Origin of the sequence: Zobellia uliginosa (assembly GCF_900156625.1) — a bacterium.
Classification (GTDB): Bacteria; Bacteroidota; Bacteroidia; order Flavobacteriales; family Flavobacteriaceae; genus Zobellia; species Zobellia uliginosa.
The window spans coordinates 754,081-768,458 of the sequence record NZ_FTOB01000002.1 but is presented as its reverse complement, the minus strand read 5'-3'; the positions used below and the strand labels follow the sequence as shown (position 1 = coordinate 768,458).

The following is a 14,378-nucleotide window of genomic DNA, read 5'->3' as shown; positions in this document are numbered from 1 at the left end:
GGCCCGCTTCAAAAGGAACTGATCCAAATCATGTTCCACCACCCTAACAAGAAGTAACTTTCGCCTAAAATTGAGGCTCCTATTTATCTAATGTATGCTGATGGACAGGAAGCCATAAGCAAATAAAAAACCTCAATACATCCTATCAAAATATGTCTAAAAACGGAGAAGCACCAGGTGCTCCAGGAATTGAGGCCAGATGGAGCTCTAGTACGAAATCAGGAATCGGAAAGGCCCTCAATTCGGCTTCCGACGTAACTTTCACCCTTAGCCACGGTATTCTGAACGAAGCCTACTACCCTCGTGAAGATATTGCCTGTATACGTGATATGGGACTCATCGTTACGGATGGACATGGATTTTTTTCTGAGGAAAAAAGAGATACGGAACACTTTACAAAAACAATCGAAGAGGGGATTCCCGCCTATCATATCGTCAATAGCGATCCCTCCGGGAAATTTAAGATCACCAAGGAAATCATTGCCGATCCTTTTCGCAATACTATTCTGCAACATATAAGGTTCGAACCGATCCATCCCGAATCCCCTTTTCAATTATTCGCTTTGCTCGCACCCCATTTAAACAATGAAGGGGGCCACAACTCGGGTTGGCTTGGCGAGTATAAGGGGGATGAAATGCTATTTGCCAAAAATGGCGATATAGCCGTAGCCATGGCCTGTTCCTCCAAATGGTTGCATCGGTCCGTCGGCTTTGTAGGTATTTCGGACGGATGGACGGATTTACACCAACACCGTAAATTAAAATGGCAATATGAGCGTGCTTCCCATGGAAATATCGCCCTTACCGGCGAAATAGACATAAGCGAAAAAGACTTTGTTTTGGCCATAAGTTTTGGCCGTACCCATTTAGAGGCCGCCAATCATGCCAGATCAAGTATCTTAAACGGTTTTAACTCGGCAAAAAGACGATACATACAAGAGTGGCAAACCTGGCAAAATACCTTGCCCAAAATAGCTGCCAAAAATTTTAAGACAAGTGCCGCTACCCTACGTATGCACGAGGCCAAAAACTTTCCCGGTGGCATTATAGCGAGCCTTTCCATTCCTTGGGGAAACACAAAGGGAGACTCCGATAAAAGCGGTTACCACGTTGTATGGCCCCGTGACCTTGTGGAAAGTGCCGGTGGGTTCAACGCCCTTGAAACCAAGGCGGACATATCGCGTATTGTAAACTATCTGATGTCTACCCAAAATGCCGATGGGAGTTGGCCGCAGAATATGTGGCTTCAAGGGGAACCGAACTGGACCGGCATTCAAATGGACCAAATTGCCTTGCCTATTTTGGAAATGCTCAAAGGTTATTTGCGCAACACCATTGGAAAAGATCGTATGAAACGATATTGGCCCTTGGCCAAAAAGGCCCTTACCTTCCTATTGATAAACGGCCCTTATACCGACCAAGACCGATGGGAAGAAGAAAGTGGTTTTTCGCCCTTTACCATGGCCACCGAAATTGCCGCCTTATTGGCCGGGGCAGAACTGGCCGAAATAAACGGGGAAGAAACCTTAGCTGCCTATTGTCGTGAGACAGCCGATACCTGGAACGATACTATCGAATACCGAACCTATGTGACCGGTACGCCCTTGGCGCAAAAACATGGGGTAGACGGCTATTACATCCGCATTAACCCTTTTACCGATATTCCCGCTGCTGAATTGGGAGACCGAACGATCAATTTAAAAAATCACCATTTTGACCATGGCAAAACGCCCATTAACGAACTAATCAGCGTAGACGCATTGGCCTTGGTCAGGTTCGGCCTTCGCGCACCCGATGACCAAAGAATCTTAAATACCCTAAAAGTAATCGATGCCGAACTAAAGGTCGATACCCCCAATGGCAGCTGTTGGTACCGCTACAATAATGACGGCTATGGGGAACATGAAAACGGCGATCCTTATGACGGTACGGGAAAAGGTCGGGCATGGCCCCTATTGACAGGAGAAAGGGCCCACTATGAAATCGCCGCGGGCCATATCGAATCGGCCCGGAAGCTCCTAAATGCTATGGATGCCTTTGCCAATAACGGCTTACTGCCCGAACAGATATGGGACAAAGACGATATACCCGAAAAGGGACTATATCGGGGTAGACATACAGGGTCGGCAATGCCCCTGACATGGGCCCATGCCGAATACATCAAACTCTGTATTTCTATAGACCATAAAAAGGTATTTGATATGCCCGAACAAACCTGTGAACGGTATCTATGCAAAAAAACCATATCGGATTACCAAGTGTGGCGATTTGATAACGGAACCCGCATCTCACCCAAGGGAAAAACATTACGGGTCGAGACCTTGGCCGATTGTACCCTACATTGGACGGACGACCATTGGAAAACCACCTATCAAACGCAGGCAAAGCACCTTAATATCGGACTATTTATTATCGACATTCAGCCCTGCCACAAAGAGGCCACATCCCTGGAGTTCACATTTTATTGGAAAGAAGCGAAGAAATGGGAATGCAAAAATTTTTCGGTGCGTATTGAAAACGAATGAGTTTTAAGAAAGGGCCTTCTCTACCTAACTACATAGGAAGCATTGCGCTTACCCTGAAGCATCTGCCCTAAACGGCCGTCTCCCCCTTGTGTAAAACTCGTTTGAGCAAAATGGAGTAAATCGGTGCATTACCCAGCATTGTGGTACAGACCGAAGCCGTAACCGCAGTAAAAATCAAAGGTAAAATCAACTCATAGTTTGCCGTCATTTCAACTGAAAGGGCCAAGCCCGTAAGCGGGGCCCTAATGGTCGAGGCAAAGATACCGGCCATACCCGCTACACCAAAGATAGCCGGGTCTTGAACTAGGTCCGGAAAAAAATATTGGGCCATCCCGCCAAAAAGCATTCCGGAAATTACCCCTAACGTTATAAGGGGGGTAAAAATACCTCCTGGCACCCCTGACCCATAACTCATAATCGAAAGGAAAAACCGAACCACAAACAGGGCCAGTAGAAATTTCAAGGTAAAGGAATCGTTGTAAGCATTCGCAATGGTGCTATATCCCGAACCGATCATATCTTCGGAATACAACCCTACGGCAGTAATGACAAAGGCGATACTTAAAGCAATGACAATAGGGTTTATCCTTATTTTTTTAAAGAAATCCAAAGCTTCGATCAATAGTTTATTAAAGGCAATTCCCATGCAGCTGAGTATCAATCCGAATACCACAAATAGCCATAGTCCCGTTAAATTTTCAAAAGTAAAAATCGTGGTTTTTAGTATCGGCCCGCTTCCAACCAAGAACCTAACCACCATATCGGCAGAACCGGCACCGATCATAAGTGCCGCAAGCGAATAAAAATTGAACTTAAAATGCCCGTTCATTTCTTCTATGACAAAAATAATTCCCGAAAAAGGAGCATTAAAGGCACTTGCCAAACCAGATGCGGCCCCTGTACTGATCAAAGGGTTATCTTCTTCCACGGATTGCTTAAAAACATCCTCCACCATTTTCCCTACGTTGGCTCCAATCTGGACTGTCGGTCCTTCACGGCCTAATAGCAAGCCGCTACTCAAGGAGCATATTGAGGCAAAAAACTTTATCGGTAATACCCTACGCCACCTCACAGGTCGCACACCGTCAAGGGCCCCTTCTATTTCCTGAATGCCGCTGCCCGCGGCTTCAGGCGCATATTTTTTTACCAAGAATATCGAAAACCATATACCAAAAAAAGTAAAAAGCATAGACCAAAACCAATCTTGCCAAAGCTGATCGGCCCCTCCTATTTGAAAGGTTGTCCTCAAAGCCGATAACCGCGAGAGCACCAATCTAAAAAGCGAACTCAAAAGGCCGGTGATCACTCCTATCAAAAGGGCATTCAACAAAAGCTTATAATTCCTTACGTCAAGGTTTACCGACCGATCTTTACTACTTGTTCCGTTTCTTTCGCCCATTGATTTCATATAAACTCTCCCTTAGAAAAACGAGATGGCACAAAATTAAACCTTGCCTATGCCAGCAAGAATGACCCACATCAGCTTTTTGCCCCATATGCTTTTTTTCCTTGGCATGACCCAAATCATCCAAACTCCCTTGCCAGACCTTTACTTTTGAGGTTACGCACCGTCACCGATTCAGAAAATAGATTTGAACTTCAAGACTCCAAAAAAGATAAGGCAATGGCTGATCGAGATCGGTGAGCTCTCCTATTTCGCGGCTCGTTTTTTTAAGGAAGCCTTGCGGCCACCGTATGAATTCAATGAGTTTTTGAGGCAGTGTTATCAAATTGGCTATCGATCCCTCTCCTTGGTATTGGTCACCGGTTTTATCATAGGTCTGGTGTTGGACCTACAATCACGACCGACCATGATACAGTTCGGTGCGGTTTCTTGGATGCCCAATATGGTGGGAATCTCGATCGTACGAGAACTCGGCCCCGTAATCACCGCCCTGGTCTGTGCTGGAAGGATATCTTCGGGCATAGGTGCGGAACTGGGCTCGATGCGCGTTACCGAACAGATTGACGCCATGGAAGTATCGGGTACCAACCCTTTTAAATTTTTGGTGGTCACACGTGTTATGGCATCTGTAATGATGCTCCCCCTTCTTGTTGTCGTGAGTGATGCCCTTGCCCTTTTCGGATCGGCCTTGGTTGAAAATATAGAAGGAAACGTTTCCTTTCAGCTCTATTTCAATACTGTTTTTGAGGTATTGACCTATACCGACATTATACCGGCTACCATCAAGACCTTCTTCTTTGGTTTTGCCATTGGAATCGTTGGTTGCTACAAGGGCTTTTACAGTAAAAAGGGAACGGCAGGTGTCGGTATTGCCGCCAATACGGCCGTAGTAATGGCTTCCTTGCTCTTGTTCGTTATAGATTTTGTAGCGGTTTTTATCTCGAATATATTTTATGACGTATGATGGAAGAAGAGAAAAACATAGCTGTAAAAGATAGTTCCAAATCCCCTACAAAAGAGGTAATAATGGAAATCAAAGATCTCTATAAGAGTTTTTCGGGCCATAAGGTGCTCAATGGCTTCCATATGAAATTGCATAAGGGCGAGAACCTAGTGGTCATGGGGAAATCGGGCTCAGGAAAATCAGTGATGATAAAGTGCTTGGTAGGTCTTATACAACCCGATACGGGATATATTTCGGTTATGGGGAAGGAAATTAAGAACCTAGATCGAGAAACACTCGATGAACTCCGCTCCGATATCGGTTTCCTATTTCAGGGAAGCGCATTGTACGATTCAATGACGGTACGAGAGAATTTGGAGTTCCCTTTACGACGGCACAAGGAGAAATTCGGAAAACAGACAGATACCAAGGCCTTGGTGGTCGAAGCCTTGGAAAATGTGGGGCTGGCACATACCATCGACTTGATGCCCGAAGAACTGTCGGGAGGAATGAAAAGACGGATAGCCTTGGCCCGAACCTTGATCTTACGCCCAAAAATCATTCTCTACGATGAGCCTACAAGCGGCTTAGACCCGATTACCTCCAAGGAAATCATTGAATTAATGCGCAACATACAGTCAAAATATGGCACCTCTTCATTGATCATTACACACGATGTCGATTGTGCCAGGGTCATCTCGGATCGAATGATCTTATTGGTCGATGGTATCAACTACGCCGAAGGTACCTACGCCCAGCTCTCACAATCTAAGGACCCCAAAATAGAGGCCTTCTTTAAAAAATAGATTATGGAAAAATCAGCATCGGAGAAATTTAGGTTAGGGATTTTTGTCCTCATAGGTACGGCCTTATTGGTTCTGGTCATCTATTTCATCGGAAACCGACAAAACATGTTCGGCAATAGCTTTACCCTTAAGGTCACCTTTAAGAACATACGGGGGTTGCAGAATGGCAACAATGTTCGTTATGCCGGTATCGGCATCGGTACGGTAAAGGATATTGAAATGATCAACGACACCACGATCGAGGTAGATATGCTCATCGATGCCAAAATGCAAAAACATATCAAAAAAAATGCCATAGCCAATATCGGCTCAGATGGCCTAGTGGGGAGTATGATCATTAACATCGTTCCTGGCATAGGCGAAGCATCCTATGTTCAATCCGGGGATGAAATCAATTCGTTTAGTGGAGTGGCCACTGCAGATATGATGAATACCTTAAGCGTAACCAATGAAAATGCCGCCCTATTGACCGAGCAGCTCCTTCATATTACCCGTTCTATCAATAAGGGAGGCGGAACCTTGGGTCGTTTACTCAATGACACGCTTATGGGAGACGACTTAAAACAGACCTTGGCCAACCTGAAACAGACCAGTAACGATGCCCGTACGACCATGCATAAACTGAATGATCTTGTACAACATTTCAATTCAAAGGAAAGTGTTGTCGGAACCCTATTGGGCGACTCCCTTTCCGGGGCAAAAATCCGGAATGTAATCGATAACCTTGAAAACGCATCCGTTGAAATTGAGGGGACCGCAAAAAACCTCAACGCGGTAGTCGACCGGATAAACAAAGGGAAAGGCGCCATAAACTATTTGACAACGGATACCACCTTGGTACACCAGCTTCAAAACTCCGTAAAGAACGCAGATGAGGGACTGGTCAAATTCAACGAAAACATGGAAGCCTTAAAACATAATTTTTTGACCCGTGGCTATTTCAAAAAACAGGAAAAACGACAAGAAAAGAATCAAAAAGAATAACAGGGCACCCTCATAAACACCAAGTAACAAAGCATGTAAGCTATGCCCCTATGATCGCTTCATGATGATATGATATAAATCATAGGGCGTTTTTTAATACTGTAATACCTTCATCCCTGTGAACCAAAAACCTTGTAATTAATGGTCTACAAACAATTAAGACCTTCCTAAATAAGTGAAAAACAGATGGCTGAATTAAATAATTAGCTTAACTTAAACAAGAAGTTCTCTCCCCCAAAGAAAATAGATGCCCCATCATTCAAACCCTAATACTTATAAAACACCCCATTTATGAAGGAAATCTCAGTTAGTGAAAGTACCGGTATCCTTAGAAAAAATTACACCGGCCATCTGGCCTATATATCAGACGGAAAACCCTATGTGGTTCCCATCACCTACTATTTCGACCCTGAGGACAATACGCTCATAAGCTACACCACGGAAGGCCATAAAGTAAATGCATTGAGAAAAAATTCATCCGTTTCCCTGGTAGTGGAAGAAATCCATTCCATGGTAAATTGGGAATCTGCCCTTGTCCTTGGCGAATTTGAAGAGCTTGATGGCGAAAAGGCGAAAGAGAAGCTTCACACCTTTATAGAAGGCATAAAGGGGATTATCCACAGGCAAGAGCATAAAAACGTTGAATTCATCAATGAGTTTTCAAGTAAATCCTATTCTAGGGGTAATCCTATCATATACATAATCAAAATCCTTGAGATTACCGGTAGGCGTCGCGAGACCTAAAAAAAAGCTTTGGTGGGACTAGTGGACAGGAAACACCTATTTACATCTAGAAACAGATGTAAACCGGACTTTAGCTTGCCATAGTACCGTTAGTTGATACGCTTGGTTTTAAACTCCCAACTTCTTGTCTTTCTTAAGGGCCGTAAACCCCGAGACTACATCAAAAAGTTCCTCGTCTATTGAACTTTGCCTTAAACGATGATAGGTGTGGCCTATATCATCGAGCAATTCTTCAATGTTCTTTTCTGCGCGTTGCATGGCATTCAACCTGCTTAAATTTTCACTGGCCAATGATTCCGTACAGGTTTTATATAGGCTAACAAAGAGATATTCACGAATTAAACTTCCTATAAGCTTAGCACTGTCCCCTATCACTTCGGGTTGTTTTTGGGAAGGCCATTTTAAGCGTCCATTTTCTTGTTGCCACTTTGCATCTAGGGGAAATAGACGTGATTTTTCCTGTCGATAAGAACCTTCGTTTTCCAAATGGTTATGAAAAAGGTAGTACTCATCTATGTTTCCATTTTCGCGGTTTTCTTCTACCTGTAGTAAAATAGACCCAATAAGGGCGGTAATGGCATGAATGGAATTGGGTAGATTGAATTCCTTGGTTACGGTCATGCCCCTATCCTTTAACAATAGAGGTATGCGCACCCCCACGGTCCAGATTTCCATTTTCCCCTGGTGAGCGGACAAGGACTCTTGCACGTATTCCGAAAGGGCATCGTTAAACTGCCCGACAAAGCCCTGATCCGATCCAAAAACAATAGCGCAAATAGATTTCGGGCCTTTTTTAGGGTTTGCACCCTGTTTTACAATAGGGCTTTCCAATCCGATGTGCCTTAAATAGGCCACAAGTCCCAAAGAAACATTGGTCCAATAATCCCCTAAAGACTCCATGGCCCTTTCATACTGTCCGATATTAGCGGCGGCCATAGCCTTCATAGTACGCACTATGGAGTTGAGCTCCTTGGCTCCGGTAATCTGTCTCGTTAAACTTTCCAATGAATCCATGGCTCTTATTTTTGGTGCTTACCCTTCCGTTTGAAAGGCAGCAAGTGCCCTTTTGGCGGCCGCTAACATGCTTTCCCGCCCAGTCTCGTCTACAATATTATTGGAGTAAAAGCTTTTTTGAACGGACTCAGGCAAGGTGTCTATACTTTTTATGACCGTCTTTTCGGCCTCACGCATATCTTCAATAGGAACCCTATCAAAAAGGCCTTGGGTGAGCGCCAGAAGTACACCGATTTGTTCCGCTACGGATAAGGGCTCTAGTTCATTCTGTTTGAGAACTTCCCGAATACGCTTACCGTGTTCGATCACCTTTTTTGTTTCTTCATCTAAGTGGGAACCAAAACGGGCAAAGGTCTCCAATTCCTCAAACTGTGAAAACCCAAGTTTTAAGTCGCCCGTAATAGCCCTATAAGCCGGCAATTGGGCCTTACCGCCCACTCGAGAAACCGATTTCCCCACCTCAACCGCGGGTAGAATGCCCAATTCAAATTGTTTGGGCGATAGGTAAATCTGTCCATCGGTTATTGAAATCAAATTGGTAGGTATATAGGCCGAAATGTTCTGTGCCTCGGTTTCGATTATAGGAAGGGCCGTCAGTGAACCACCTCCGAGTTCTTCGCTTAGATGCGTAGAACGCTCCAACAATCGGGAATGGATATAAAATATATCGCCAGGAAAGGCCTCACGCCCCGGAGGTCTTTTTAGTAAAAGGGAAAGCTCGCGATACGCCCTTGCGTGGTTCGTTAGATCATCATAAACGATAAGCACATCCTTCCCCATCTCCATAAAATATTCGGCTATACTCGTAGCCGCATAGGGAGCAATATATTGAAGCCCTGGTGAATTATTTCCTTCGGTTACCATAACGATGGTATACACCATGGCGCCATTTTCCTTTAAATCGGCAATAACCTTGGCAATCGATGAAGCCCGTTGCCCAATGGCGCAATAGATACAAATGACATCTTTATCTTTTTGATTGACTATGGTATCTAAAGCAATGGCCGTCTTCCCGGTTTGCCGATCACCCAAAATCAATTCCCTTTGCCCGCGCCCTATGGGAATCAGGGCATCTATTACCTTAATTCCAGTCTGTAAGGGCATACTGACCCCGGCACGGTCCATAATGGGTGTCGCATTCCTTTCTATAGGAAGCCTTTTTTCATAGGAAATCGCCCCTTTTTCATCCATAGCTTGGCCCAATGGCCCAATGACCCTTCCAAGAAGGGCCTTGCCCACAGGAACGTCCATTACGCGATTCGTACGTTCAACAAGGTCACCGGTATTTAAATCGGAATCCTCTCCCAAGAGAATGGCACCAATTTCGTCTTCATCGATATTAAAGGCAATACCGTATAAGTCTCCCGGGAATTTCAACAACTCCTCATATTCCACATTAGGCAAGCCGGATACTTTTACCACACCGGCGGAAACGCTGGTAACACGCCCTATTTCTTTTGGCGATAGCTTGAACTCGTGACGTTCCGTTTGTTTGGCAAGTTCATTAAACGTATCGTCTACTAAACCATTATAATCCGTTGCTCCCATTTCATTTCGATTTCCGTTTTATCTAGCTTTCTATCCCTACAGCTTCTTCAAGAGGTTTTAAATAGTCCTTTATACTCCAAGACAGCCTATAACCATTCGACAACATTTCTATTCCGTTGATCAATTCCGGTCGGGTTTTAAACTCAATAACAGCTTCTGTTTTCAGCAAGCTTTTTACCGTGGTTCGTATGGCTTCCCGTTGTTTTTTCGATAGGGGAAAAGTACTGTGTACCAATATGGGTTCGCCTCCCTCAAGGGCTTTTGAAAGTTTTACTTTTTCATCGGCTCGCAAGCCATTTATTTTATTTAAAAAGACCTCAAGGGTTTGCCCTTCCAGACTAGCGGACGACAGGTCTTTCAGGGTTTTTCGGGCAATATCAAGCACTTCGCCCTTAATCCTTTTCGCCATACCATTGTTTTTGATGGTTTGGTCTTCGGCAAAAGCCTTTTCCAAGTGTTCCTTGAGTTCATTCGCTTCGTTTCTCGCCTCTTCCCTTAGCCTATCCCCTTCGTTCTTGGCCTCTATAGCCGCCTTTCGCATCAACTCATCCTTCTCCATATCAAAAATCTCATTTTTGTGGTTGAATTCGTCCCTTGCCTTGGCCGCTTCCTTTTTTTGCGATTCAGCCTCCAACAATTGCTTCTTTATATTCGTTTCCCGTTCATCTATGGAAGCTAAAATAGGCCTATAGAGAAAATGTTTCAATAACCACATCAACACCAAGAAGTTGATGATTTGGGCTATTACGGTAAACCAGTCGATTTTCATGTTTTAATTATTTAGCGATGAAATGGTTCCAGAAGGGATTGGCGAAAATCAAGATCATTGAAATCACAAAACAATAGATGGCCAAAGATTCAAGCATGGCCAGCCCCACAAAAAGTGTTCGCGTTACCGTCTGACTTGCGTCGGGTTGTTGGGCCATTGAACGCAATGCCGTTGAAATAGATTTACCCTGCCCCAGTGCCGGTATCATGCAACCGATTCCCGTTGTTATACCTGCGGTAATGATTGAGACCATAGCGATTATTGTAGTATTATCCATAGTGTTAAATTTTATTGTTAAACCAGTTTTGAATTAATTAAAAAAAGGAATTCCCATCCTTGTCATTTTGAGTTCGTTACCCCTATAGATTTGTGTTTCATTTTCTTGGTCCGAGCCTTCTTTTTATCCGATTCCTCTGTTGCGGCGGCAATATAAACCGTTGCCAATATGCTAAATATATAGGCCTGTATAACCCCTGTTATGAGTCCTAAAACCGTCATTAAAACCGGAAAGAACAAGGGCGCTATGCCCAAGAGGATGGTCACAATGAGTCCCCCGCTCATTATATTACCGAAGAGGCGAACCGCCAATGCCAAGGTACGCGACACTTCACTAATAATGTTAAAGGGAAGCATTATGAACGTAGGCTCTATAAAGGTTTTCAAATAGCCCAAGACACCGTTTTCCGCAATACCGAAAAGGGGTGTCGCCAGAAAAACACAGAGCGCCAAAGCCACGGTGGTAGACAGGGAACTGGTGGGCGGTTCATAGCCTGGGAAAATAATACACAAATTGGCAAAGGCAATGAAAATGAACAGGGTTCCTATAAAGCCCAAAAACTTTTCAGACTTCTTTAGTCCCACTTCCTTTATCTGTTGGTTCATTCCGGTTACGAGCATTTCCAAAATGCATTGCCACCGCGAAATCTTTAAATCGCTACGTAGTTTTCGGGTTACCAAAACAGATGCCAGCACCAACACAAACATTAACACCCAAGTGGTGACCAAGGTTAGGTTAATGGTGATAAAGCCATTTTGCCAAAAAATCGTTTCGTCAGGACTCAGTTCCATATCAATAATCCTTTTCTACAGGTACGGGTTTCATCGCTTTGGTCTTGGTCATCCGAATGACTATAAAACGGGCGGCAACAAAGCCCAAAAGACAAATCAACATATACTTAAAATTGTTTTGGCCCAAATAATAGAATCCCAAAAGGGTAAGGCCCACCCTTATGGACAAACTTCCCAAATACCATAATACCGGCTTTTTAGACGATAGCATCTTTTTTGATGTAAACCAGAGACCTCCAAAGAATAGGAATCCAAGGCCAGCTCCGCCAAAGAGCACCGATAAGGTCATTACTAAATCATTCATCTTTTTTATTTTTATGTTCGTGCATTGATTTATTTTCTTTGTCTATCCACTGCCAGGCCAGGCCACAACCGATAAACAGACCGGCAATCAACAGGGTTAGCGTCCATGAAAAAGTCTGTGGGTACCTCTTGTCCAACCATAGTCCGAACACAGCACCCAATACGGTCGGTACGGCAACGGACCAACCCACCATTCCAAAAGTGCCAAAGCCCCTCCACTCACTCCTTTTCTCTTCTTTTCGGGCGTGAAGCATTTGTTTTTCCTTCCTATCCACTTGATCCAAAAAGCCTTTTTCCCTTTTCTTATTCGCGGTATTCCCACTCATGATTGACGAAGTTTTTTAATCCCTTGAATAAATTCAGTTTCTAATTTGGCTACGGCCTTTCTTACCTCCCTTTCCTTTTCGTCTAGATCGATAAATTCCCGCTCTACGGCATCCCGTAATTTTCCTAGATGAGTCCCCGCAATGGCATTTCGCACCGATATCCCTACATAGGCATCCCTTTTCGTGAGTATACCCTCGTCTACCGCTACATAGTGTTCTTGTCCATCCTCCGTCTCATATATTAATATACCCGGAACTAGCGCGGCAACGCAATCGAGCCTATGGGGTAAAAAACCGTAGGAACCTGCATTGGTATCTACTACGATACGCCGCACCCCTGAAATTTTCAGGAATATCTTAAACGGAAGTAAAATATGTAGCTCCATGCTTTTTATTTCGTTCTATGCCTTTGCTACCTCTTTATCGGAAGTATTCGCGTTTTGTGTCTTAGCTTTGCTTTCTTTTTTCCTTTGTTCCACTTTAGCCTTTTCGATAGCTTCGTCTATGGTGCCCACCATATAAAAAGCACGCTCTGGCAAATCTTTAAATTCATCTTTGAGAATACGTTCGCAACCATCAAGGGCCTCTTCAAGTTTTACGCCTTTCCCTTTGAGTCCGCTAAACTGTTCCGTTGTAAAGAAGGGTTGCGTAAAAAACCGTTCTAGGCGCCTCGCCCGGTTTACGATAGCCCGGTCATTTACCGAGAGTTGTTCCAGACCTAACATGGCTATGATATCCTTTAGCTCCTCATATTGGGCCAAGGTTTGCTTTATTTGCTGTAGAAGGTGGTAGTGTCGTTCACCTATAATCCCTGGTGTTGCCATTTTGGAGCTTGACTGCAATAGGTCTATCGCAGGGAAAAGTCCTTCGCCCGCTCTCTTCCTTGATAAAGTGATCGAGGCCGAAAGGTGGGAAAAGGTATGTACCGCCGCGGGATCCGTAAGGTCGTCGGCAGGTACATATACGGCCTGTATACTGGTTATGGCCCCTGTGTCGGTATTGGCGATACGCTCTTCCAATTTTGAAAGTTCGGTGCCCAAAGTCGGCTGATAGCCCAATCTCGATGGCATTTGCCCCATAAGGCCGGAAACTTCCATCCCCGCTTGAATAAAACGAAACACGTTATCGATAAGCAAAAGCACATCACGATGTTCGTCGTCCCTAAAATATTCTGCCATGGTCAAAGCGGCATGACCTACCCGAAAGCGCGCTCCGGGCGGTTCGTTCATCTGTCCGAACATCATCACCATATCTTTCAGCACGTCGGCCTTTTTCATATCGTGGTACAGTTCATGGCCTTCGCGGCAACGTTCACCAATACCACAAAACATACTTATCCCTTGGTGATAGCCCACCATATTATGGATCATCTCGGTCAACAGTACCGTTTTTCCAACGCCTGCCCCACCGAATAAACCGGCATTACCACCATGTTGCAAGGGCACCATGACATCGATGGCCTTTATTCCCGTTTCAAAAATTTCAGATTTAGTAGAGCGTTTAGATAAGGGGGGCGGCAATTGGTGTACACTTTTTCGCTCTATTACCGGAAGCGCCTCCCCGTGATCGATGGTATTTCCAAAGACATCGAACATCCGCCCCATAATCTCCCTACCTACCGGAACGGATAACTGCCCGCCATCGGTTTCGGCCACCATTCCCCTTGCCAAACCCTGTGTAGGCGTTAAGGCGATGGCCCTGACCCTATGCTCATCTAATTGTGATAATACCTCGACCACAATGCCGTTATCGGGGCCCGTACGTATTACAGTATTGATTGAGGGTAAGTCGCTATCGAACCAAATGTCCACTACACTTCCCTGTACGGCAACTACTCTACCGAAAATGGGGGTACCGTTATGATTTACATCGCTTGCCATACTTCTCTACTTGTAAATGAGGAGGTAAAAGTATGGCCCCATAGTTCCAGAGGAAATGACCTA

General features: G+C 44.6%; 15 protein-coding genes. 5 read left to right on the top strand and 10 right to left on the bottom strand.

From position 1 onward, the window contains the following. The first annotated feature begins 152 nt into the window (after positions 1-152). Positions 153-2,525, top strand: a complete 2,373-nt coding sequence (locus tag BW980_RS07720) for a glycoside hydrolase family 15 protein (protein WP_076454378.1) — start codon at positions 153-155, stop codon at positions 2,523-2,525. Between the two features lie 67 nt (positions 2,526-2,592). Here BW980_RS07720 and clcA read toward each other — a convergent pair whose 3' ends face one another. Further along, positions 2,593-3,924: a H(+)/Cl(-) exchange transporter ClcA gene (gene clcA / locus BW980_RS07715; RefSeq protein ID WP_076454789.1), complete on the bottom strand. Its 1,332-nt coding sequence runs from the start codon at positions 3,922-3,924 to the stop codon at positions 2,593-2,595. Positions 3,925-4,117: 193 nt separating this feature from the next. Between clcA and BW980_RS07710 the strand changes: the two genes are divergently transcribed. The 4 genes from BW980_RS07710 to BW980_RS07695 all read left to right on the top strand — a co-directional run bounded on the left by BW980_RS07710 (position 4,118) and on the right by BW980_RS07695 (position 7,407). Further along, entirely contained in the window at positions 4,118-4,894 is a 777-nt protein-coding gene (locus tag BW980_RS07710) for an MlaE family ABC transporter permease (protein WP_076454377.1), read from the top strand. After that, entirely contained in the window at positions 4,894-5,679 is a 786-nt protein-coding gene (locus tag BW980_RS07705; RefSeq protein WP_076454787.1) for an ABC transporter ATP-binding protein, read from the top strand. Before BW980_RS07710 ends, BW980_RS07705 begins: the two co-directional genes overlap by 1 nt. A gap of 3 nt (positions 5,680-5,682) precedes the next feature. Further along, on the top strand, positions 5,683-6,663 hold the full coding sequence (locus BW980_RS07700) for an MlaD family protein (RefSeq protein ID WP_076454374.1): 981 nt from the start codon (positions 5,683-5,685) through the stop codon (positions 6,661-6,663). 291 nt (positions 6,664-6,954) lie between these two features. Then, entirely contained in the window at positions 6,955-7,407 is a 453-nt protein-coding gene (locus BW980_RS07695) for a pyridoxamine 5'-phosphate oxidase family protein (protein WP_076454372.1), read from the top strand. Between the two features lie 108 nt (positions 7,408-7,515). Here the strand turns inward: BW980_RS07695 and BW980_RS07690 are convergent, their stop codons facing one another. From BW980_RS07690 to atpD, 9 genes are all read right to left on the bottom strand, one after another. Further along, positions 7,516-8,421 (bottom strand): F0F1 ATP synthase subunit gamma, encoded by a 906-nt coding sequence (locus BW980_RS07690; RefSeq protein WP_076454370.1) that lies wholly within the window; start codon positions 8,419-8,421, stop codon positions 7,516-7,518. An 18-nt stretch (positions 8,422-8,439) separates the two neighbouring features. Continuing rightward, positions 8,440-9,969 carry an alternate F1F0 ATPase, F1 subunit alpha gene (locus tag BW980_RS07685; protein ID WP_076454368.1) on the bottom strand — a complete coding sequence of 510 codons (1,530 nt, stop codon included), beginning with the start codon at positions 9,967-9,969 and terminating at the stop codon, positions 8,440-8,442. Positions 9,970-9,991: 22 nt separating this feature from the next. Next, positions 9,992-10,738: a F0F1 ATP synthase subunit delta gene (locus BW980_RS07680; RefSeq protein WP_076454366.1), complete on the bottom strand. Its 747-nt coding sequence runs from the start codon at positions 10,736-10,738 to the stop codon at positions 9,992-9,994. Positions 10,739-10,745: 7 nt separating this feature from the next. Continuing rightward, entirely contained in the window at positions 10,746-11,015 is a 270-nt protein-coding gene (locus BW980_RS07675) for a F0F1 ATP synthase subunit C (protein WP_076454363.1), read from the bottom strand. A gap of 62 nt (positions 11,016-11,077) precedes the next feature. Then, the gene (locus BW980_RS07670) at positions 11,078-11,806 is read right to left on the bottom strand and encodes a F0F1 ATP synthase subunit A (protein WP_076454361.1); all 729 of its coding nucleotides are present in this window, start codon (positions 11,804-11,806) and stop codon (positions 11,078-11,080) included. A 1-nt stretch (position 11,807) separates the two neighbouring features. Next, on the bottom strand, positions 11,808-12,110 hold the full coding sequence (locus BW980_RS07665) for an ATP synthase subunit I (RefSeq protein WP_076454359.1): 303 nt from the start codon (positions 12,108-12,110) through the stop codon (positions 11,808-11,810). Beyond that, complete coding sequence (locus BW980_RS07660) at positions 12,103-12,435, bottom strand: AtpZ/AtpI family protein (RefSeq protein ID WP_076454357.1); 333 nt, start codon at positions 12,433-12,435, stop codon at positions 12,103-12,105. Before BW980_RS07660 ends, BW980_RS07665 begins: the two co-directional genes overlap by 8 nt. Beyond that, positions 12,432-12,821, bottom strand: a complete 390-nt coding sequence (locus BW980_RS07655; protein ID WP_076454355.1) for a F0F1 ATP synthase subunit epsilon — start codon at positions 12,819-12,821, stop codon at positions 12,432-12,434. Before BW980_RS07655 ends, BW980_RS07660 begins: the two co-directional genes overlap by 4 nt. A 15-nt stretch (positions 12,822-12,836) precedes the next feature. Next, a complete protein-coding gene (gene atpD, locus BW980_RS07650; RefSeq protein ID WP_076454353.1) occupies positions 12,837-14,315 on the bottom strand; it encodes a F0F1 ATP synthase subunit beta in 1,479 nt (492 codons plus the stop codon). Positions 14,316-14,378: the final 63 nt, after the last annotated feature.